The organism is Ruegeria sp. AF3, from assembly GCF_056536285.1.
This window is the reverse complement of sequence record NZ_JBQFJM010000001.1, coordinates 885,916-907,388: the sequence shown is the minus strand read 5'-3', so window position 1 is coordinate 907,388 and position 21,473 is coordinate 885,916. Positions and strand designations below refer to the sequence as shown.

The following is a 21,473-nucleotide window of genomic DNA, read 5'->3' as shown; positions in this document are numbered from 1 at the left end:
GCCAAACCGAATCTGACCATCCAAAAAGGGAGATGATGATGAAATTTGTGAAATACTTGACCGGACTGGCTCTGGCGGGCGCGCTTGCCGCCCCTGCGTTGGCGCAGGACCCAACGTTTTTCCGCATCGGGACCGGTGGTGCAGGCGGAACCTACTTCCCTATCGGAGGTACCATCGCAAACGGTATCTCCGCCCCTCCGGGCTCGCGCCCCTGTGAAGAAGGCGGCCAGTGCGGTGTTCCGGGCCTGATTGCAATCGCACAATCCACCACCGCTTCGGTCTTCAACAACGCCGCTGTTCAGAACGGAGAGCTTGAGGCCGGTCTGGCCGCTGCAGACGTCACCCGTTCGATGTATCTGGGGGAAGGCAAGTTCGAAGGCAAGCCGCATCCCAAGCTGCGCATTGTGGCAAACTTGTTCCCGGAGGATCTGCATCTGGTTCTGCCTGCAGGACAGACGATCAATGATCTGGGCGATCTGGAAGGCAAGCGTGTAGGTATCGCGCAAGCCGGTTCCGGTACACAAGTTGCTGTGCTGCAGATGCTGGATGCCTGGGGCGTAAACCGGGACAATATGGATGAGGCCGAGCTGAACAACAGCCAGAGCGCAGAGCGTTTGGCGGATGGTCAACTGGACGCCTATTTCTATGCCGCAGGTTGGCCCGTTGCGGCGATGGTTCAACTGTCATCGACCAAGGGCATGAACTTGCATTCCTTCAGCGACGAAGATCTTGCGAAGATCAACGAGATCATCCCGGCCTATATCCCCTCGGTCATTCCGGGTGGCGTCTATGAAGGGATCGACACCGAAACCAAGACCCCTGCGGTTAGCGCGATGCTGGTTGTCTCTTCGGACCTGTCCGAAGATCTGGTCTATCAGCTGACCAAGGCGCTTTGGAATGACAACACGCGCAAACTGCTGGACAACGGCCATGCCAAAGGCAAGCAAATCACACCTGATACGGCACTGGACGGCGTAGAGGCACTGGGTGTTCCGCTGCACCCGGGGGCCGAGAAGTTCTACAAAGAAGCAGGTCTACTTTAACCTACCACTCACAAAACTGACCTGCAGATGCGATGCCTCAATGGGGGCATCGCACTGTCAAAATGCACCAATATGACAGGGAGGCCATCATGTCCGAGACCCAGCAACCTGATGACCGCGAACTGACGGCCGAAGAACTGGCCGCAATTGAGGAACAGTTCGACGAAGGTGCCGCTGTACGTGAAGTTTCGCCCACCACGGGCAAGGTATTGCGCGTCGTCGCCCTGATCTTTGCGTTCTACGAGTTTTTCACCGCTGGGTTCGGCCTGCCTGCGGACCATTGGCACATGGGTATCTACTTGGCCCTGCTGTTCATCCTGGTTTATGCCACCATCCCTATTATCGGCGCCAAGAGCCTTTATGCACTCAAGGTCAGCCGGTTTCGCATTGGGAATGTCCCTCTTTACGATTTGGTTTTCATGGCGCTTGGTATCGTTGCTGCGCTTTATGTTGGCGTTGCATGGCGCGGCATTCCCTTTCTTGGGATCGAGGAACAGACATTCCGCATGGGTAACCCCAACACCTACGATGTGATATTGGGTGTGATCATCATCCTGCTGGTACTGGACATCGCGCGCCGCACTTTGGGCTGGGTGCTGCCGCTGATCATCTGCGTCTTTATCTCATACGCCCTGCTTGGGCCGTACTTCCCCGGCTTGTTGCAGCATCCCGGTGTAAACTTCAAAACCTTCGTGTCGTCGATGTACTTTCCGCAGGAAGGCATCTATGGCGTCACGCTTTGGGTCGTTTCGACCATCGTCTTCCATTTCGTTTTGTTTGGTGTGATCGCGCAGCGCACCGGGTTGGGAAAGTTGTTTATCGACAATGCCACCATTCTGGCGGGTCGCTATACAGGTGGTCCGGCCAAGGTGTCGGTCGTATCATCGGCTTTCTTTGGAACGATCTCAGGGTCCTCGGTCGCCAACACGGTTTCAACCGGCGCGCTGACCATCCCGAACATGAAACGCCTGGGCTACCCCGGCCATTTCGCGGGCGGGGTCGAGGCTGCTTCCTCGGCGGGCGGCCAGATCACGCCGCCCATCATGGGGGCCGCGGCCTTTATCATGGCCGAATTCCTGGAGGTGCCTTACACCACTATTGTCATTGCGGCGATCTTCCCAGCGCTTCTGCACTATATTGGCGTCTTCGCGGTTGTGCACTTGATGGCGCGCAAGCTGAACCTGAAGGGTCTGACAAAGGAACAATTGCCGCAACTCAAGGCTGTCTGGGCTGAAGGTTGGGCTAATATCGTGCCCTTGATTGGCCTGCTGGTGGTGCTGTTTACCGGTTACACGCCATTCATGTCTGCCTTCTGCGGCATATCGCTGGCGGTGATCGCGGGTATGTCGCGTATCAAGCAGCCACCAACGCTGATTTACGCGGCGGCGTTTCTGGCCTTTGTGTTATGGAAGTTCTCGGATGGCGGGTTCGACCTGACAATGACCGCGATACTCTGCGCGCTGTCTGTGACTGCCACACTGAACCCGCAAAAACGTATCGAAGTGCCCGAGATGCTAGCTGCTGTCGAACTGGGCGTAAAATACTCGCTGGCGGTGGGTGCCGCTGCCGCCGCTGTGGGTATCGTTGTGGGTGTGATTAACACCACTGGTATCGGCTTTCGTATCGGATTTATGGTCACGCAAGGGGCAGGTAATCTGGCGGCGGATCTTTATAATATGATCTCGTTCGGCAGCTTCCAGCTGTTTGCAATCGAAGACCTGCAACTGTTCATCTCCCTGATCTTCATCGCTGTCGTCTGCATTTTGATGGGGGCGGGTATTCCAACCACCGCGCTTTACATCATGCTGGTTTCTGTCGCGCAGCCCGCGCTGGCCCAGTTGGGTGTTCCGCCCATCGCAAGCCACCTGTTCGTGCTCTACTACGGCGTGGTGTCCGAAATTACGCCTCCGGTCTGTACATCGGCTTATGCGGCGGCTGCGATCGCCAACTCAAATCCGTTCCGCACCGGGCTGTCCGCGTTTACGCTCGGGTTGGGCAAGGTGATAGCGCCGATGGCATTCGTCTATGCACCGGTTTTGTTGTTCGTGTCCTCCACCGGGTTCGATTTTTGGGAGTTCACATACACTGCGGCAAGCTGCATAGCGGGGGTCATCGCCCTGTCCGCGGCGGTCGTCGGTTATTGGCTGCAACCGCTCAACGTATTGTCTCGTATTCTGATGGGTTTTGCCGGGATCATCTTCGTAGCGCCCACGATAACGGCTGACCTGATCGCGCTGGCAGTAGCGTCACCCGTGATCGTTACGCAGTTGATCGCCCGCACCCGAACTCAAGCAACGGCCTGACATGTCTGAACGTGTAACCATTATCGGCGCCGGGATCGTCGGCATCTGCTGCGCCCTGTCATTGCAGGAACGTGGCAAAACCGTGCGGTTGATTGACCGGGGAGAGCCCGGGCAGGAGACCTCATTCGGCAATGCAGGTGTGGTGTCTCCCTGGTCGATCATTCCCCAGGCCGTTCCCGGCATTTGGAAGAAACTTCCTCAAATGCTGTTGGATCCGAAAAGCGCGTTGTCGGTCCGGACATCCTTCTGGCCGAAGATGATCCCGTGGGGGCTACGCTTTCTGGGTAAGTCCAGCGAAAAGACTGTGCGCGAAGTTTCGGATGCGATGGAGGTTTTGTGCCGTCCGTCCATTGATCTTTATCGTCGGCACTTGCAAGGCACTGGGCACGAGAACCTGATCGTCGACAGCTACTACATTCACGCGTTCCGCAATCCGGAAGAGGCCAACCTAGACGGGCTTGGCTATCTGATCCGTCGGGAAAAAGGTGGTGAGTTGGAGCGTGTCGACGGTACTGAACTACGGTGCCTGGAACCTGCACTGTCCAATGAGTTCAAGGCTGCAATCGTGATCAAAGGCCAAGCGCGCGCAACTTCACCGGGACGTTTGGGCGCTGTTCTGGCCGAAAAAGCGCGTACCCAAGGTGCCGAATTCGTGCGGACCGAAGTCACCAAGATTAGTCGCGCCGGGGAAAGCGGATGGCAGATTTCCACGTCGCAAGATTCGTTGCACGCGCACCATGTTGTACTTGCCGCCGGGGTGTGGTCTGCCGACCTGCTGAAACCCCTCGGACTACCGGTACCGCTTGTGGCTGAGCGGGGGTATCATATCGAGTTCCCGAGCCCTTCGGCTGTGCTGAACAATTCCGTCATGGATGTGGATGCAAAGATCGTCGCAAGTTCGATGTTGGGCGGACTGAGGGTTGCCGGCACGGCCGAGTTTGGCAGCGTAGACGCACCAGCCAACCCGCGAAAAGAAAAGATACTGACCGATCAGGCCAAATCTTTGGTGCCGGACCTTGATACAGGTGGGGCGAAGTTCTGGATGGGACGGCGCCCCTCATTTCCTGACAGCCTGCCTGCGATTGGGCCGCTCAATGGCAAAGACGGGCTCTACGTTGCGTTCGGGCATTCTCACTACGGCCTGATGATGGCACCGAAAACGGGGGAACTAGTGGCGGATCTCGTGTCTGACCGCAGTCCAAATATCAGTTTGGACCCATTCTCGCTGGCCCGATTTTAGATCTCTAAGTCAAAAGGACCCAAGTACCATGCCAATTTACGAAGGTGGTCAAAACATCTGCGGGGCTTCGATCGGGGTTTTGTGCCTTGAAAGCTATTTCCCCAAACCGCCCGGACACATCAAGAATCCGTCCAGCCTTCCGTTTCCCGTGCTCTACGAAATGATCGACGGCATCACCGTCCCGACCCTGCTGAACAACCCATCGCCTGAGTTGCTTGCCCCCTTTGTTGAGGGCGCAAAACGCCTTGAGGCCGAGGGCGTTCGCGCCATTACGGGAAGTTGCGGGTTTCTGGCTTTGTTCCAAAAGGAACTCGCCGCAGCCGTTTCCGTGCCTGTCTTTGCATCGAGCCTGATTCAGGTGCCCCTCGCCTTCCATATGACCGGAGCCAAGGCCCCGGTGGGTGTGCTGACTGCAAATGCGTCAGCCTTGACACCAAAGCATTTCGAAGGCGTCGGAGCCGCCGGTATACCCGTCGCGGTGCAAGGATTGGAGGACACCAGCGAATTCGCTGAGGTGATCTTGCGGAATACACGGACCCGCATGGACACCGATGTGATCGAGGCCGAAGTCCTTGGAGCAGCACGGCGACTAAAACACCAGACACCGGAAATCCGGTCGCTGGTACTGGAATGCACCGATTTGCCGCCATATGCCGCGCGTCTTCAGGAAGAGCTGCAGCTTCCCGTTTTTGACCTTACGACATTAGCACAAATGGCGCATTCTGTAGCGGTCCGGGTACCTTACTCTGGAATGATGCCATGGCAACGCTGACCGCGTCGTGCTTTTAGTGGCGAGAAATGAATTGGACCACCGTTTCGTCAAAAGACGAACGCGCCCGATTCTGGGCTCCGGTTCTGAAGGTGTAGACGCCCGCGCTGGCCTCGGTGTGCCATCTTAGGTTTGCAAACAACCTGAATGGAGGCGTCTATGGGAGAGATTAGCATGATTGGCCTGGATTTGGCGAAGAACGTTTTCCAGGTGCACGGAGCGGATGGATCAGGTTATCTTGTTCTTCGGAAGAAATTGCGCAGGGGTCAGGTCCTTGAGTTCTTCGCAAAGCTGCCGCGTTGCGTGGTTGTAATGGAGGCCTGTGCCAGTGCGCATTATTGGGCGCGCAAGATCAGTCGCTTGAGTCACGAAGTCAAGCTGATCCATCCGGCCTACGTGAATCCATTCGTCAAATGTCAAAAGAACGATACGGCCGATGCGGAAGCGATCTGTGAAGCTGCAAGCCGACCAACGATGCGCTTTGTTGCCGTGAAAAGTGAAGAGATCCAGGCGTCCGCAATGGTTCTGCGGGCCCGGGAGTTGCTGGTTCGGCAGCGGACGTTCGCTGAAATCTGCTGAACGGCAGAGTTGCGGACCCAAGCTGCCCTCTGATGGTATCGCTTGAATGTCTGCGTTACATTGGAGCGGTCGTCGCCTAGAACAGCTTGCAATTCTATCGCGACAGAAACCCGAATAGTGGATGTTCATGTCCGACACAATCCTTGCTGCTGAACCAACTATCCGCCTTATTGCCTTCTTATCCGTCCTGGCGGCGATGGCACTTTGGGAAGTGGCCGCACCCCGGCGAAGACGGGATATTCCGCGCGTTATCCGATGGACAAACAACCTTGCGCTCGTGGTGCTCGACACCGCCATCCTGCGGCTGACCTTTCCAATCCTCGCTGTTGGTCTCGCAGCTATGGCCGAGGATCGCGGATGGGGGCTCTTCAACAACATCGAGGCGCCGGTTTGGGTTGCCATCGTGGCCTCCATGCTGCTTCTCGATCTCGCAATCTACCTTCAGCATGTGATGTTCCACGCCGTACCGGGGCTTTGGCGTCTGCACCGGATGCATCACGCCGACCTCGATTTTGACGCGACCACTGGCTTGCGTTTCCATCCGGTAGAAATTCTCATCTCGATGGGGATCAAGCTGGCGGTTGTAGCAACCTTGGGGCCGCCCGCTGTCGCCGTGCTCCTGTTCGAGGTGATCGTGAACGCTACTGCGCTCTTCAATCACGCAAACATTGACTTGCCGCGTCCGGTGGATCGAATACTTAGATGGATCGTCGTCACTCCAGACATGCACCGAGTCCACCATTCCGTTGATCCAAGCGAGACCAACTCGAACTTTGGCTTTAATCTACCGTGGTGGGACCGACTTCTAGGCACTTACGTTGCGCAACCCGAGATGGGGCATAAGGGCATGGAAATCGGCATCGAGCAGTTTCGCACACGCCGAGACCTCTGGCTCGACCGAATGCTGATTCAGCCGCTGCGTGACCCGGCGAGCGGAGGTGCCCTCGACACCCCGAGCCAACGGAAGCGATCTTCATCTGTCTCGTCCGGGCAAACCAAGCTTGGCACTGACCAAATAGACCAATAGCGTTGAGACTGTAGCGCGTGGCGTCTGTCCCGCTGATCCCCAGGGCGTCGCGGGCTGGTTTCGCAACCGCGAACTTACGCCCCGACGGATCGTGCATGAAAGCGGAATGTTGTCGATCTTGTTGCAGCGCGGCCTCGCCGGTCTCGGTCTGCCTGCGACCTGCGTTGTTGCCCTCAAGGCGCACAAGTGCTTGTCGGCACGGCTCAACAAGTCTGACGCCACCTATGCCGAAGGATTGGCGCAGCTCGCCCGAACCGGCTGGTTCACTGCGGTGCATATCCGCAGCGAAGAGGTCGACCGGCTGCGATGCCTTGTCGGTGCCCTTGAAAGGCTGATCCGGCAGCGCAAAGACCTCGAAGGTCACATCCGTGGCGTCCTCAAAACCTTCGGCATCCGTATGATCGGTATTGGCCATTCTCCATCGAAACTCTGGCGACGGACAGCATTTTATCACAACGTGCTGCACTGCCTCTGAGGTCTGGTTAGATGAAGATTTTCTGATGCGGGCCAGGGTGTGAGGTTTCGGCTTGGCTCGACTGTGGCCCGCGTTGGAAAATCTCTCAGGGAGGAAGCCGCGGGGTCTGGGCGCCACTTATGGGGAAAGAGCGTTTTCGGCTGACTTTGTGCCGGCGATGGACGCGGAGGTGTTGGAGGTGAAGGCTGCCGATCTCAGTTTCTGCCTGTGACTTTGGTCTGGCTTCAACCCTTGAAAGAACTGTTTTGCGCCGTCCTCGCAACGTTTCGAACAGCTACAGACAAGCGGTCTCGGCCGGTGTAGCTGAGGCAACCGGTCTGCGGTGGATGAGATGAACGGAGGTGTCGTCATGCTGCCTGCCTTCTCGGTGGCGCGCGAGATCGTGGCACCTCGCCACGCCGGAACGTCTCGATAATACGCATCGGGCCGCCGCAATCCGGGCACGGCTCGCGCAGGGTGAGCGGGATGACTTCGGCGGAGGGTGCGTCTTCCTGCCAGACCGTTTCCGCACCGAGCAACGTGCGGACCTTCGCGATGTTGGTCTTGCGGGCGGCACTTGCCAGCAGGCCGTAGTGCCGGATGCGATGGAAGCCGTCCATTGCCCGGCAGGCGATTTGGCGGAGCCAAATCTGCCGAGAGGGGGCAGGACATGGATCAGGAACCGGCGGATGAACTCAGGCGTGGCCAGTCGCATGACTTTCATTCTGTCCCCGCGTTTAATCCGGTAGTCCTTCCATCGAAAGGTCACGGTGTCGGTATTGGCACTGACGAGGCGGCTGTTCGAGATCGCCACGCGATGGGTGTATCGGCTGAGATAGGCCAGCACCGCCTCGGGGTCACCGAAGGGCGGTTTGGCATAGACCACCCATTCGGATTTGCGGAATGGCCCGAGCCAGGCGGTGAAGTTGTTCGCGTTCTCCAGCTCGGCCAGATCGCTGAAGAAGGCCAATTGACCGGCACGGTGCAGGTCCATCAGCCCCTCCAGAAACAGTCGCCGGAACAGCCGGGACAGGACGCGCACATGCAGGAAGTAGCCGGGGAGACATGCGACCCACCGCGTACCGTCCGGTGACAGGCCGCCGCCGGGGACGATCATGTGGATATGCGGATGATGGGTGAGTGCCGATCCCCAGGTGTGCAACACGCTGGTCAGGCCGACCTTCGCGCCCATGCGCTTTGGGTCAGCCGCGATGGTCATCACTGTTTCGGCTGATGCGCGGAACAACAGCCCATAGACCGCCTTCTGGTTCCAATAAGCGATGCGGGCGATCTCGGCAGGAATTGTGAAGACGACGTGGAAGTACTCTACAGACAGCAAGTCTTCGGCCCGCGCTTCCATCCAATCGCGCGCCGCCGGTCCCTGGCACTTGGGGCAATGCCGGTTCTTGCACGAGTTATAAGCGATGTGCTGATGGCTGCACTTGGTGCAGGCCGCCACATGCCCGCCGAGGGCCTCTGTCCGGCAGGTTTCGATCGCCGACATGACCTTCAGCTGGCTCAGGCCGACATGCCCGGCATTGGCCTGCCGCCACGCGGGGCCGTATCGACGAAAGATGTCAGCGATCTCCAGTTTGGGACGGGGCAAAGCCCTGTCACGTCACTCCAGGCTTCGCCGCAGCGTCTGATCTTGCAGATTTGCCAGCATCTCGTAGGGGCTGATGGTGTCCCGGATCATCTTGGTGGCGACTTTGGTATATTGGGCGGTGGTCGTCAGTTTGGCATGACCAAACAGCACCTGAATGACCCGTACATCCGTCCCCGCTTCCAGAAGATGCGTGGCGAAACTGTGCCGCAGGGTATGCAGCGTCGCGGGTTTGTTGGTCCCGGCCATGCGCTTGGCCGAGGTGAAGGCGCGGTTTAACTGGCGCGGCGAGATCGGGTTGATCTTCGGCTTGCCGGGAAACAGCCAGCCCTCGGGCCTTGCCTCAAGCCAATACTCACGCAATAGATCGAGTAGCCCGACCGACAGCATCACCTTGCGATCCTTCCGCCCCTTGCCCTGCACGACATGGATCAGCATCCGGTCGCTGTCGATGTCGCCGATCGTGAGATTGCAGACCTCCGATGCCCGCAGCCCGGCGCCATAGGAAATACTGAGCGCGGCACGGTACTTGAGTCCGGGACCGGGCGCGACGGCCAGAAGCTCGGAAACCTCTTCGACGCTGAGCACTGCGGGCAGTTTGCGCGGTTCGGTCCGGAACTGCATGTACCGCTTCATCTCCTCGCGCCCGCAGGTCGTCGAGAAAAGAAGCGCAGTGCGGTGATGCGCGCAATGTAAACCGACGGCGAGACCTCGGCATTCGTCATGTGAAGCTGGTAGGCCCGAAGCTCCTCCGGCGTGGCCGTATCGGGCGAGCGCCCCAGAAACGCAGCGAACTCCTTCAACGCACGAATGCGCGCACGTTGGGATTTGTCTCCCAAACCCCGAATACGCATGTCCTCGATCATCCGCTCGCGCAGCGGCGTGGTTCTCTCCTCTGTCATCGGAACCTCCTGTCTGTCGACTGAGAAAGCCCCAATCGTCAGACAGGTTGATCAGTTCGCAAAATGCCCGGCTTCAGGAGTGACGCACACCATCGGCAACAAGCGCCATTGCCGCGCGAGCGGCTTCGTCCAGAGTCCAAATGTGCCTAACTCTGCGCTTCGTATGAATCTCCGCTAGGTTTATAGACGAGGTGTGAGCTTTGTTGCTTGGGTAACAGTTTCACTTGCTCTATCCACGACCTTTCGTTTTGTGCGACTTTTCCGAGGCCTCGTGCGCCGCAAAGGCATCAGCATAGTCGGGATGCCAGCGTGAAAGAGCCGGGCGATTGTTGATTATGTCACCCGCAGCCCATTCAACGCGTTTGCTGTCGCGCTCTTCGGACACATCGTTGTCCGGGCAGAGTATGTAGAAATCTCCGGCCGACATGCGCTTCAGCAGGTAGTCGATTGTCTCTTCGCTTGTCCAGGCGGCAGCAGGTTTTTCCGGCATGAATTTCTGAATCATGCCGGTATAGGTGAACCCCGGTACGAACAGGTGAGTGGTAATTTCCGTCTCGGTCTGTCGCAATTCGTGCGCCAGCATTTCCGTCATGACCTTCACGGCGGCTTTGCTGGTATTGTAGGCGGGGTTTCCGGGTGGTGTGGTGATGCCCTGTTTTGACCCCGTGTTGATTACCACAGCGGGGCGCGCCGCTTTGATCATGCGCGGCAGGAAAGCATGCACGCCATTCATGACCCCAAAAAGATTGACCTCTAGCAGTTTGCGCCAATTCTCTGCGTTTTCCCAACTGCTGGTCGGCAGCGCGATACCGGCATTGTTCATTAGGACAGCTATCTCGCCGAGCGCAAAAGCTTGATCCGCCAAGGCATTCACGGCGGTGGTGTCGGTGACATCAGTCGGAATTGCCTGAACAGTTGCGGACGAGCCGGCCAGATCGCGCAATTCCGCCTCGGCTCTGTCTAATGCCTCACCAGCCAGGTCGACCAGCACAACCCCCAGACCGTCTTGTACAAAGCGTTGGGCTGCGGCTTTGCCCACGCCGTTTGCCGCCCCGGTTACAACGGCCAAGCCGCCTTTTTCAATTGCTTCGCTGTACATGGATCATCAGCTCTTTCTGTGAACGACTGAGTGGCCCTTCAGGGTGCCATCTTTTCCTTGAGACCACCGATGAACGTCTCGTCATCTTGTTGCTTACGCGCAACGAGCAGCTCTTCAGCATCAGGCCCTGCGCGAAAGCGCAGGCGGTTTCCGGTCTCGTTGGCCGCATCCCAAATGACCTTTGCGACAGTTTCAGGCGCAGAAGGGTTCGCGGCCAGCTTGCCAAACAGGCGCCCCATGGCTTCAGCCATTGGCGCGTAGTCCGGCAGCTTCTCATCCATGGCGAAATCGAAAGAACTGCCTCCAAAGTTGGTTCTTATCATGCCCGGTTGGACAATTCGGACCCGAATGCCAAGGGGCTCCAGCTCGTAGTGTAGTGACTCCGAAAGCCCCTCAACTGCAAACTTTGTGCCGTGATAAAGCGCGCCAAGTGGAAATGTGATCTGCCCACCAATGGACGAGATATTGATAACCGTGCCCGACTGGTTCTGACGGAAATGGGGCAGAACAGCCTTGGTCACTTCCATCAACCCAATCACGTTGGTATCAAACTGACGCCGAATGCGATCCATCGAAAAGGCCTCTAACGCACCGTAGGCGCCATAGCCCGCATTGTTCAGCAAAACATCTATCTGCCCGAACCGTTCGATGCCTTCGCCTACGGCCTTTGTAATTGAACCCGAATCCGTCACATCCAGTTGGGCCAGATGTACGTTTTCTAACGCGCCGAGCTCGGGGCCATCCGTGGGGTTGCGCATCGTGGCGATGACATTCCAACCGTTTGCTTGGAAATGCCGGGCCGTCGCTGCGCCAATTCCCGACGAGGCCCCGGTGATAAGAATCGTTTTCATATCTCAAATCCCTCACTTCCTATAGTCACGATAATCACCAAGGCAGGATGAATCTTTCAATATTCTCCAGTTTTCTTGCACAATCCTCCACAATCTGAAGTTTTGGGTAAGTGTTTGCATTGCTCCCGTGGTAAAGATGGGTCGACCCACAGGAGGCATTCATGGGACCTCGGGCGTTATTGGACTACGTTCTCGTTCAACTTGATCACTCAGGCGTCACGCACGGTGTGTTGACACATAAGGACGGTGGGACGGTATTTCTCACCCATCCGGCGATCACCCAACATGACGCAAATGTCTACCGCCCGCTGTTGTGCGCGGTCCTGCAAGGTGCAAAGGAGGTTGGGACCAGCTCCAGAACGCTTACCGTGCGGGCCGGGCAGTCGCTGATCGTCAGCAACGCGCTGCCGGTTGTTTCAAGGATTACCGAGGCCACGCCCGATCTTCCCTATGTCGCGCTCGTATTCCCCCTTGATCTGGATCACCTTCGCGCCCTAGCTCCGGCCTTGCCGCAGTCAACCACCCACCGTGTGTCGGATCCGTTTTCGATTAGCCTCGCACCCACTGGTGATGACATGCGAGACGCCTTGTTGCGATATTTTCGCCAGTGCGAAACCGAAGAGGAACGACACTTGCTGGCGCCGATCACGGCGCGGGAAATCCACGCCCGCCTGCTGATCGGGCAACATGGTGGCGCGCTTCGAAAACTGGTGTGGCACGAGAACACGGCTAGCCGGATTTTTGCGGCGACGAACGAGATCCGATCAGATCTGGGCAAACCCCTTGCCGTGAGAGAGCTTGCCGCTCGTGTGGGGATGAGCAGTTCGGCCTTCTTCGAACAGTTCAAAGCAGTCACGGGAACCTCGCCGCTGCAATACCAGAAAGATCTGCGTTTGCTTCATGCCCGTAATGAACTTCAAATCACCGGCGCAAAGGTCTCTGAGGTTGCCTACGGGGTGGGATACCAAAGCTCGGCTCAGTTCTCGAGAGAATATGTCCGCAAATTCGGATGCTCACCAAGACAGGATCGAGATTCCGAATTCAAGTTGCGAGCTTGCGAGTGATGCGCTGGTTCTATTGGGACGATCCGCGCGCCACGGCGCCGACGACTATCTCGATCAAGTCCAGAGACTGATCGACCATGGCATGGAATATCGTCGAAACGGATCTGCCGCTTATAGCTTGCTTACCGTTGCCGCTGGACGGGCCGATGCGTTTTTTGAAGCACATCTCAATCCTTGGGACGCCATTGCCGGAATGCTCATTGTGGAGGAGGCAGGCGGCAAGGTCGATTTCCCCCCATATTCCGAATTCATTGAAAGAGGGGGGGGGCTGTCTTGGCCAGCAATTCCAAACTTCACGACCTGACAAAAGCAGCCATCTACGGGTAAGATGATTTCGGAGCCGCTTGCTATCTATACCTACCATAAGTTTCAAACGGCTTTGTCGCAAACTTTTGGCTATGCAGTCGAAATGACCACGTGACAAGCCCAAGCCTCACCCCTCTCATTCACACACAAACAACTTGGCAATGCCGTTGCAACAATTACCTGTAAGGTCGTCTTCCGCTTCAGAAGCTATCGAAGAATCTCTCCTGCAAAGGGGGTGAGGCAATGTAATCCTTTGAGTTGGGGTTGCATCCCCAAGGATGGCTTTGTTGCACAGATCAGGGCTTGAGCGCGCTTCCCCTTTCCCTGGACGGACTTTTACAATTCCATCTCAGGATCAAACCAGATCGATAGCGAACCACGCTGCCTAAGCGCCGTGTTGTACGAAGGCCAGTTCCTGGTCTTGTACGTCTTAGCGGACCAACTGCTCATACCTCATAGCTACCCTACTGGATTCAAACAGGGAATCCCTCACGCCAATTGTGCAACAAAGCCTTTCGGAAGTAGAGAAGACCGGGAATGTCAGCTTCACGGCTTTAACCAACCGTTCGTACGCGATGCGGCGAAATAGCGTTTCGAACCCAACCTGTACCCTGGATTTTATTGGTGCATGCGCTTGCAGCAGGAACAACGCTGCAACTGCCGAATGTCTTGTGCGGCCAAGCAGCGGAAAACCTGTCATTCAAGCAAATCGCCGCGATGCTCGCGGCGGCAGCTCACAGTTCGCTCAACAAAGCCATCCTTCGCTTCATCTGCAACAGCTATCGCCTAGCTGAATTGGTGGACACGGGACCGTGGCATATGAACAGTAAACACAACAGTCGCTTTCCAATGGCTTCAAAACTGTTTTGCACGATTTGCATTCATAGAACCACTGGCAAGCATCCGTTGGCATTTCCTCGGATTCGCTGTGGCCGCATTTCGGGCAAGTCAGGGTGCTTTCCAGGACTACAGTTTGTTTTGTCATAGTCTCACATCTTCATGATCAGGTAATCGTTAATCCGTGCCTCGTTAAACACAACGGCCCAAGCCACGCCGGTGATCAGAGTCGTTCCTGCAAGCCGCCATTTCAACGTCGGCAAGGAACCGCGCTGATAAGATACCAGCCACGATATCGCGACGAGCGCCGTTGAAATCGTCAGCACATAGTAACTCGCTGCGGCAAGCTTTCCAAAGATTGCCAACCAACTGCCGCCCAGCCCCATTAACATCACTATCATGGGCAAAACGCAGCAAGTCGCGACGCCAAGTGCTGATAGAGATCCCAAGTAGCTGAGGCTAAGGTATTTCTGCATTCCGTTTCCCTCATGAACCATGACGCGCGGAGTTGTGGAGACAGCAACTTCTCGTATAACTTCTGTAGCCACTACAGGATCAAGGCAGGAAATCTCACATGTTTGCGATTGGGGAAGCATCCCGGCAAAGCGGAGTCGGAATTGAAACTATCCGCTATTACGAACGCGAAGGGATCGTGCCTAAACCAGAAAGAGCATCGAATAATCGACGCATGTACGCCGCGCACGATGTTGGACGGCTTCGTTTTCTACGGAAGTGCCGAGACTTGGGTTTTTCGCTTGCCGATGCAAAGGTGCTTCTCAACCTGTCCGAAGGTGATAGCGAGGATTGCCAATCCGTTAAGGAACTGGCCGAGCTTCATATCTCCAATGTGCGTATGAAGATACACGAACTTAAGCGATTGGAGGCCGCCCTGAATGAACTTACGGCCAACTGTAACATCGGGAACGTTTCTTGCCCGATGCTTGCGCAGATACGGACCTACTAATTGCACTTTGAGGCTCGCAGTCGCCCTATGCCAACGCAGCATGACCCAAGATTCGGGCCGCGCAAAATCTGCCGTTCATTAGAGAGGTCAACTCGTTGATTTAGCAATGTTTCCACCAATCAATGACATTTGTGCCTAGCCGCGGTGTTCTTGTAGCGCGCGGTGAATTCGGACAGTCAGCCCTACCTGCCGTATCTGAGCAATCAATTTGCTGCATACGCACTCGGCAGGTTTTATCACAGAAGCCGACTTCTGATTTCCGAACCACAGAGCAATAATCCTGCTTATCGTTGTCCTAACTTGGGCTAGGCAGACGCAGATCTTCTGTTGCTTTCCATTGTATCAAGACTTGTATCGTGTGTACGCTAAGCCCATATACACAAGGCTCACGTTTTTCTTTTTCGACCTGCTGTCTCCCAAATTCGGCGTTCAGTCTTTCGATTCAGACCGACCACGCCGAGTCGCCGCAATAATGCGGGCGGCAAGTATTAGGAGACTTCGACCATGGCAAATGGCACAGTAAAATGGTTCAACTCGACCAAAGGTTTTGGCTTTATCGAACCTGAAGGTGGCAAGCGCGACGTGTTCGTGCATATTTCAGCACTTGAACGTTCCGGCATCAGCGAATTGAAGGACGGCCAGAAGGTTACCTTCGACGTCGAAGCTGGCCGTGATGGACGCGACAGCGCCGCCAACCTGGCACTCGCATAGCCTGCTGCGGGCACCCTTCTGGGGTGCCCGAATGCTCAGGGGGTTCCTCAGAGTCGTTGGAGAACAAGTCAGTTGCAACAGCAGGAATTGACCCGGGCGCTCGCGCAATACCGTGTGCCTGATACGAAGCGTAGCGTTTTTGAGCTGGCAATCACCGTCATTCCCTTTTTCGCGCTATGGGGCGCAGCGTGGTTTGCGTTATCTTTTAGTGTCTGGGTCGCGGTTCTACTGGCCATCCTGAACGCCGCATTTCTGGTGCGTCTCTTCATCATCATGCATGATTGTGGTCACGGATCTTTCTTTAGAAACCGCACCGTTTGCAATTGGACCGGTCGGGTCCTGGGTGTTCTCGCCCTCACACCCTATGACGTCTGGCGGCAAAGCCATGCGATCCACCACGCCTCAACCGGCAACCTTGATCGGCGCGGGATGGGCGATATCCCTACGTTGACTGTAGAGGAATACCTGAAGCGAAAGTGGGCCGGTCGTGCCGCTTACAGGTTAATACGGAACCCCTTCTTCCTGTTCTGTATCGTACCGGTCTACACGTTCTTTCTTCAAAATCGCTTGCCCTTTGGTTTCATGCGGTCAGGCTGGCTGTATTGGGCAAGTGCAATGGGAACAAACGTCGCGATTGCGGTGGTCCTGGCTCTGATTTTTTGGACCGGAGGCATGGATGTACTGGTTTATGTATTCCTGCCAACCATGATCGTCGCCGCGTCGATTGGTATTTGGCTTTTCTACATTCAACACCAGTTTGAACACACGACCTGGGAGCGGGAAGAAGGGTGGAATCTTCAGAACGCAGCATTCTATGGAAGTTCCCACTATGCCCTGCCAGGTATCCTGCGGTGGTTCTCTGCCAATATTGGTGTGCACCATGTTCACCACCTTGCCAGCCGCATACCTTTTTACCGGCTTGACGAAGTTTTGCGCGACCATTCCGAGTTGGAAAATTGCCAGCGTATTACTTTGTTCGAGAGCTTTCACTGTGCACGATTGCATCTTTGGGATGAAGAAGGTCAGCGCCTGCTGGCATTTTCCGAGGCTTTGTCGAACGCCAATCTCAAAAAGAGTTCAGTGTAGTCTGGCACGGACCAAATAGGCTTCAACCGTATCACCGCCTAGGGCGCGAATGGCCTCTAGTCGGTGAAGGCCTTCAATCAGCACGAACCGCTTGTTGTCCGCACGTATCTGGATCGGCGTCTTCTGGCCATTCTTCAGGATATCTTCTGCCAGCGTCAGAACCTTTTGTTGATCAAGTGTTTTGGCCCGTTTCACAGGTACATAGATCAGGTCGAGCGGATATGGTTTTTTCTCCAACATAAGCTACGTGTGCGCCTTTCTTGCGTTTATTCCGGTTCGAAGTTCGCTTCAAAGGCAGGCGCTGGAACGTGCGTCATAGAACCGAACGAACAGCATCGCGCAGCTCCTGATGCATGATCCAAGTCGCTGGTTCATCGTCACTTTTGACGTGAGAAAATGCCAATACCTGAGCGGCGCCATCATTCTGTGCCGATCCGGCTTCGGGAAGCTCGAGTTCCAGATATTCTGCAATCAATAGCCCGATTTTCTTGAAGACCTTGACGGACGCCTCGCGCGATTTGTAACCAGCTGCCTTAGTTAACTGACCAATGCTCAGTCCTTCCTTGCCTGCGATTGTAAGTGCTTTGAGCATGGTGACCTGCGCAGTGGAGAGCCTGATCTGGCGCAATGCTTCGACATATTCTCCTTCACTGGGAATGAAGTTGCCGGAGTTCGCCTCCAAACGACGTCGAGCGCTGCGTTTCCTGTCTCGCTCTTCGAGAATTTCTTTTAAGGCTTCAATGGCCAATGACGGTGTTTCGCCAACTGCATCAGCAATCAAACCTTGCGTTTTCGCTGGTGGCTTGGGGAATGCGCGCGCAACGCTGTTACCGCTCAGAATGCCAGCCTTAATCAAGTACTTTCCAAATTCTACTTCGATCACTTCTGATACGTCAGCGTTCCGCGTCTTGCGAACACTGCGGTCCTGAAATGCTCTTTGTTCCAGACCACGCACTGACATCTTTGAGTCAGAAAGGGTCACTTGAGGGGCATTTTTACGCATCAGAGAAACACCACTACAATTACCGCTGCAACAAACACTGCTAACGCTATAGATATCTTAATCCCGTGGGACCGGCGACGCGCCTTTTCGGCTTTGATCCTTTTGCCAAGATTTTCGTCAATCGAGTTATGGTTCACGGCTTGGTCCTTCCGGATTTGTCAGGCGATATTGATTTCCACGAACCTATTTTCGTGGAATATTTTCGGCGCACTTATCGTTCTGTCGTGTGAACGGCCGATTGCACTCCCAACCATCACCTCTTCGATTCAAATGAGCGTTTGAAGGAACAAGGATCGCAACGCACCTGTCCCGGTTTGCGCGAAAACCGCGTTCGCATTTCCATCCAGAGTAGGAATCTGGTTCAAGATACGCATGCTGTGGAACAGCCACAGGCTCACAGCCGCTCTCCGCTGCGTTGTAACCTCTGAGGCATACCCAACCATCCGAGCTTTTTTTATCGCTCAGGCGACCGTTTTTTGGGACTTCTATTGCAACACAATCCTGGTTCTCCTTACGAAATCCCCAGTTGCAGTGTATTTCCTGTGCGCCAAACCTGGTTTCGACGTATCCATTTTGAGGTGCAATCAGTTCTTCGCATTTTTCTTCGACACGCTGGAACAGCCGATTGCACTCCCACTGATCTCCGGTTGATGCAAGATAGGCATTTTCAGGAACTCTTATTTCCTCACAGAGATCTCCGACATTCTGAAAACCGTGATTGCATTCCCAGCCACTGCCATAGGAGCTACCCGTCAAATATGCGTTTTCTGGTAAGTCTGTTCTTTGGCACGATCCATTCTTGTTTTCGAAACCTTCGTCACAAACTGATCCATCGGCATTGCCTGCGACTTGGGCAGGAAGCTTTGTTCCTGAGAGCGACACCAAAAGTGCCGGGATCAAACAAAGAATGCAGCGCGTAAACACGATGAATGACTGATTGAAACGGAGCCTGAGACCTGATCTATCGGCCATCAAGCACGCAATTAATGAGCCATGTGCTGTTCATACGGCGCCTTCTTTCATGGGTCACGCGATGACTGGTGCATGTCAGGTGACAGTTACGAATGCTTGCGAGGAACGAGCTCATAGCGAAGACCCCAGCGAAACCCGTTCCTGTGCTGGGCACATGCTACAATTAGTCTGAAGGCCATTGGATCATCGAAGCCGGCAGCATCGCGACGACGAGTAATTTTCACCAATGCACTTTAGTGGTCCTTAGCCAGCATAGAGTCAAGGAAGTTTCCCTCGTCGCAACGCTAACTCCACTAGGGCAGATAGTTTTTGAAACGGCATTGCCAAGTTATTCGGCGAGATTGTTGAGGCTAGATATTGCGCCGGGCGCCGGGCTTGCGTTGGATCACAGCGAAGTGATGTCACCAGTCATAGATCACGCTGCCGTATTTGTGGTGTGACAGCTCGATGATGCGATCGTGGGCACAAACGGTCGGGCCTTCCGCCAAAACGACCAACCGTTCCGTGTAAACATGCCGGCAGATACAGCAGTTTATGAGGCTGGCCGGGCCGCTGTAGCGATTGCGCTCGAGGGTGACCATGATACGATTTAGACGTAGGTGACATCGATGATTTCGTCATCGATCAGCTACAGGCGCCACCGATTTCCACCTCAGATCATCGCGCAAGCGGTGTGGCTGTACGTTCGCTTCAATCTGAGCCTGTGGGAAACTGAAGAGTTGATGCTGCAGCGGGGGATCGATGCTTCTTACGAAACCGTCCTGCGTTGGTTCATCAAGTTCGGGCCGGCGGTAACTCGAAACCTGCGGCAGAGACTGAACCGTCCTGGCGATGTCTGGCATCTTGATGAAGTTGTTGTGAGACTCTATTGTCGCAAGTATTGGCTTTGGCGCGCGGTCGATCGGCATGGAATCGTGCTGGATGAAATACTCCAACCGAAACGGGACAAACGGGCTGCAAAACGGCTGTTACGCCGCCTGATAAAGCGTCTTGGTTTCACTCCCAAGCGGATCATCACGGACGTGCTGCGCTCGTATGGTGCCGCCAAGCGAGAGGTCGCGCCGGGTCTGGAGCATTGGTCGCACAAGGGCCTCAATAACCGCGCCGAAAACAGCCATCTCCCATTCCGAAAGCGAGAAAGGACAATGCAAGGCCGTCGCTCTCCAGCAGGGTTGCAAAGGTACATGGCGACATACTCCGCAATCCGCAACCGCTCCAGCGTCCCCGCTCGCCGCCGCTCCGCCTGAACAATTCGATATCACCGCCTCGAAGCAATTGACGCCTGGAATGCCGCCACTCAAGCAGCCTGAATTTTATTAAACAGTATTCTTTGCTTGATAGCGAGCTAACGTAACAACACCGGGCAGGTCAGTTTTATTCAGATAGGAAGGTTCAGTTCGGTAACTGTAACTTACAGTTTCGAACCTCCAGAATGTTCTCAATCTTCCACAGTTAACCAGAGGACGGTTAACAAATCTCATACCGTCGGATCTCAAACGAACAACTCACCGAGGTAAGACAATGTCTGGAAGAATGGTAATAAAACCCGCGGCGATCGCAATGACCACAGTGATGGCGTTCACCTCTGTTCCTGCTTTCGCAGCAGACTGGAATGGCAGCTACATCGGAGCCCGTTTTGGCTATGGGAACCTTGCAGAGGACTTGGACGGCCATGGCGACTTGGTTGGACTTCATGTGGGTCGCGATTGGGGAATTGACGGTAGTTGGGTAGCTGGTCTTTCAGTTGACTCTAGCTACTCCAATGTTTCCGCAGGTATTGGCGACTTGGACAGCTTGAGCCGCATCAAAATTCGGGGTGGCTACTCTTTCGGAGACACCTTGGCCTACGTAACGACCGGCTCAGCTTACGCTGCGAGTAGTGCAACCAATGACGAATGGGGATATACAATCGGCATTGGATTGGAGCACCGCATTTCTAATAACGTTTCACTATTCGGCGAAATTCTTGAAGACAGGTTTGACACATCCGGCGGAGACAATAATTTTAGTGTCACCACTGCGACATTCGGTTTGAACTACCGTTTTTAGGAGTGGCAAGCTAACCAAATATATCCCGACTTCACATAATTTATGCGTAGTCGGGGTAATTGATTCTAGGGTCAGGATTCACAACCAGTGTCTGACGTCAGTGCTAATGGGACAGTTTAGGTTGATTTGATAAGAGAGGATTTCTGGCTCATCGTAACCACCAAGGAGTGGAGATGAGAAAGAAACCCGGAACCAAGCAGAGCCACAGTGAGAAGGTCGTAAAGGACATTCGTGGTCCTCCGTTTCCTAAACATAGCGGTGGACCAGTTCAGTGGGGGAGGCTCGGCCGAAAGCAGAAGTTGGGCCAGCGCGGTCAGAGCAGTTGCCTTCTCCTCCTGCGTAATCTGCATAATCGGATTGGGATGAAAGGGTAGCGGCAGCTGCGCTGGATCGATCCTTCGTTCCGGAATCATACTCGGCCTCCTTTGTCGTTTCCTCTTCGAAACGCTTCGCCGGAACCCCAGGGACGCGAGAACACCATGAAGATCATTAAGCGCAGCAATGGAAACCAGCGGGACGCCCAAACTCAGGGTCGAACACACTGCCGCGTCAAGAACCCACTCCGGCGCCATGATCGCGCTCCAAAGCTACGTATTGTCCATCACCGCGCT

At 55.3% G+C, this 21,473-nt stretch carries 20 protein-coding genes and 5 pseudogenes; 14 read left to right on the top strand and 11 right to left on the bottom strand.

What is annotated here, in order from left to right:
• Positions 1 to 38: 38 nt before the first annotated feature.
• The 7 genes and pseudogenes from ACR3FC_RS04480 (at position 39) to ACR3FC_RS04450 (ending at position 7,436) form a co-directional block, all read left to right on the top strand.
• Entirely contained in the window at positions 39 to 1,043 is a 1,005-nt protein-coding gene (locus ACR3FC_RS04480; RefSeq protein ID WP_480473597.1) for a TAXI family TRAP transporter solute-binding subunit, read from the top strand.
• 89 nt (positions 1,044 to 1,132) lie between these two features.
• Positions 1,133 to 3,346: a TRAP transporter permease gene (locus tag ACR3FC_RS04475; protein WP_480473596.1), complete on the top strand. Its 2,214-nt coding sequence runs from the start codon at positions 1,133 to 1,135 to the stop codon at positions 3,344 to 3,346.
• Between the two features lies 1 nt (position 3,347).
• Positions 3,348 to 4,586 carry an NAD(P)/FAD-dependent oxidoreductase gene (locus ACR3FC_RS04470; protein ID WP_480473595.1) on the top strand — a complete coding sequence of 413 codons (1,239 nt, stop codon included), beginning with the start codon at positions 3,348 to 3,350 and terminating at the stop codon, positions 4,584 to 4,586.
• Positions 4,587 to 4,614: 28 nt separating this feature from the next.
• Complete coding sequence (locus ACR3FC_RS04465) at positions 4,615 to 5,358, top strand: aspartate/glutamate racemase family protein (protein ID WP_480473594.1); 744 nt, start codon at positions 4,615 to 4,617, stop codon at positions 5,356 to 5,358.
• A gap of 156 nt (positions 5,359 to 5,514) precedes the next feature.
• Positions 5,515 to 5,916, top strand: a pseudogene (locus ACR3FC_RS04460) (IS110 family RNA-guided transposase); the annotation flags it as partial.
• Positions 5,917 to 6,061: 145 nt separating this feature from the next.
• Entirely contained in the window at positions 6,062 to 6,961 is a 900-nt protein-coding gene (locus tag ACR3FC_RS04455; RefSeq protein WP_480476801.1) for a sterol desaturase family protein, read from the top strand.
• A 91-nt stretch (positions 6,962 to 7,052) separates the two neighbouring features.
• Entirely contained in the window at positions 7,053 to 7,436 is a 384-nt protein-coding gene (locus ACR3FC_RS04450; RefSeq protein ID WP_480473593.1) for an IS110 family transposase, read from the top strand.
• Positions 7,437 to 7,783: 347 nt separating this feature from the next.
• On the opposite strand, the pseudogene ACR3FC_RS04445 reads toward ACR3FC_RS04450, so the two are convergent.
• The 4 genes and pseudogenes from ACR3FC_RS04445 to ACR3FC_RS04430 form a co-directional block, all read right to left on the bottom strand.
• A pseudogene (locus ACR3FC_RS04445) lies at positions 7,784 to 9,021 on the bottom strand (IS91 family transposase).
• Between the two features lie 12 nt (positions 9,022 to 9,033).
• Positions 9,034 to 9,920 (bottom strand): annotated as a pseudogene (locus tag ACR3FC_RS04440) (tyrosine-type recombinase/integrase).
• Between the two features lie 229 nt (positions 9,921 to 10,149).
• Positions 10,150 to 11,019 carry an SDR family NAD(P)-dependent oxidoreductase gene (locus ACR3FC_RS04435; protein ID WP_480473592.1) on the bottom strand — a complete coding sequence of 290 codons (870 nt, stop codon included), beginning with the start codon at positions 11,017 to 11,019 and terminating at the stop codon, positions 10,150 to 10,152.
• A 38-nt stretch (positions 11,020 to 11,057) separates the two neighbouring features.
• Positions 11,058 to 11,870: an SDR family oxidoreductase gene (locus tag ACR3FC_RS04430; RefSeq protein WP_480473591.1), complete on the bottom strand. Its 813-nt coding sequence runs from the start codon at positions 11,868 to 11,870 to the stop codon at positions 11,058 to 11,060.
• A gap of 161 nt (positions 11,871 to 12,031) precedes the next feature.
• Between ACR3FC_RS04430 and ACR3FC_RS04425 the strand changes: the two genes are divergently transcribed.
• Positions 12,032 to 12,934, top strand: a complete 903-nt coding sequence (locus ACR3FC_RS04425) for an AraC family transcriptional regulator (RefSeq protein ID WP_480473590.1) — start codon at positions 12,032 to 12,034, stop codon at positions 12,932 to 12,934.
• Complete coding sequence (locus tag ACR3FC_RS04420) at positions 12,864 to 13,238, top strand: inositol monophosphatase family protein (protein ID WP_480473589.1); 375 nt, start codon at positions 12,864 to 12,866, stop codon at positions 13,236 to 13,238. The genes ACR3FC_RS04425 and ACR3FC_RS04420 overlap by 71 nt, the downstream gene beginning before the upstream one ends.
• A 347-nt stretch (positions 13,239 to 13,585) precedes the next feature.
• Here ACR3FC_RS04420 and ACR3FC_RS04415 read toward each other — a convergent pair.
• The 3 genes and pseudogenes from ACR3FC_RS04415 to ACR3FC_RS04405 all read right to left on the bottom strand — a co-directional run.
• A pseudogene (locus ACR3FC_RS04415) lies at positions 13,586 to 13,690 on the bottom strand (IS5/IS1182 family transposase); the annotation flags it as partial.
• 316 nt (positions 13,691 to 14,006) lie between these two features.
• A complete protein-coding gene (locus ACR3FC_RS04410; protein WP_480473588.1) occupies positions 14,007 to 14,225 on the bottom strand; it encodes a GDCCVxC domain-containing (seleno)protein in 219 nt (72 codons plus the stop codon).
• A 4-nt stretch (positions 14,226 to 14,229) separates the two neighbouring features.
• Complete coding sequence (locus ACR3FC_RS04405; RefSeq protein WP_480473587.1) at positions 14,230 to 14,553, bottom strand: hypothetical protein; 324 nt, start codon at positions 14,551 to 14,553, stop codon at positions 14,230 to 14,232.
• 98 nt (positions 14,554 to 14,651) lie between these two features.
• Here ACR3FC_RS04405 and ACR3FC_RS04400 point away from each other — a divergent pair, with 98 nt between their 5' ends.
• The 3 genes from ACR3FC_RS04400 (at position 14,652) to ACR3FC_RS04390 (ending at position 16,838) form a co-directional block, all read left to right on the top strand.
• The gene (locus ACR3FC_RS04400; RefSeq protein ID WP_480473586.1) at positions 14,652 to 15,041 is read left to right on the top strand and encodes a MerR family transcriptional regulator; all 390 of its coding nucleotides are present in this window, start codon (positions 14,652 to 14,654) and stop codon (positions 15,039 to 15,041) included.
• Between the two features lie 504 nt (positions 15,042 to 15,545).
• A complete protein-coding gene (locus ACR3FC_RS04395) occupies positions 15,546 to 15,752 on the top strand; it encodes a cold-shock protein (protein ID WP_480473585.1) in 207 nt (68 codons plus the stop codon).
• Between the two features lie 72 nt (positions 15,753 to 15,824).
• Positions 15,825 to 16,838, top strand: coding sequence for a fatty acid desaturase (locus ACR3FC_RS04390; RefSeq protein WP_480473584.1), 1,014 nt, complete (start codon positions 15,825 to 15,827; stop codon positions 16,836 to 16,838).
• Here the strand turns inward: ACR3FC_RS04390 and ACR3FC_RS04385 are convergent.
• From ACR3FC_RS04385 to ACR3FC_RS04370, 4 genes are all read right to left on the bottom strand, one after another.
• Positions 16,830 to 17,078, bottom strand: coding sequence for a ParB N-terminal domain-containing protein (locus ACR3FC_RS04385; RefSeq protein WP_480473583.1), 249 nt, complete (start codon positions 17,076 to 17,078; stop codon positions 16,830 to 16,832). The two genes, ACR3FC_RS04390 and ACR3FC_RS04385, sit on opposite strands and share 9 nt — an antisense overlap.
• 73 nt (positions 17,079 to 17,151) lie before the next feature.
• Positions 17,152 to 17,841 carry a hypothetical protein gene (locus ACR3FC_RS04380; RefSeq protein ID WP_480473582.1) on the bottom strand — a complete coding sequence of 230 codons (690 nt, stop codon included), beginning with the start codon at positions 17,839 to 17,841 and terminating at the stop codon, positions 17,152 to 17,154.
• Positions 17,842 to 18,024: 183 nt separating this feature from the next.
• Positions 18,025 to 18,813, bottom strand: a complete 789-nt coding sequence (locus ACR3FC_RS04375; RefSeq protein ID WP_480473581.1) for a hypothetical protein — start codon at positions 18,811 to 18,813, stop codon at positions 18,025 to 18,027.
• Positions 18,814 to 19,214: 401 nt separating this feature from the next.
• Entirely contained in the window at positions 19,215 to 19,394 is a 180-nt protein-coding gene (locus tag ACR3FC_RS04370) for a hypothetical protein (protein WP_480473580.1), read from the bottom strand.
• 27 nt (positions 19,395 to 19,421) lie between these two features.
• Between ACR3FC_RS04370 and ACR3FC_RS04365 the strand changes: the two are divergent.
• Together ACR3FC_RS04365 and ACR3FC_RS04360 are read left to right on the top strand one after the other, a co-directional pair.
• A pseudogene (locus tag ACR3FC_RS04365) lies at positions 19,422 to 20,123 on the top strand (IS6 family transposase).
• A 250-nt stretch (positions 20,124 to 20,373) separates the two neighbouring features.
• Positions 20,374 to 20,862, top strand: a complete 489-nt coding sequence (locus ACR3FC_RS04360; protein WP_480473579.1) for an outer membrane protein — start codon at positions 20,374 to 20,376, stop codon at positions 20,860 to 20,862.
• Positions 20,863 to 21,473 lie beyond the last annotated feature (611 nt).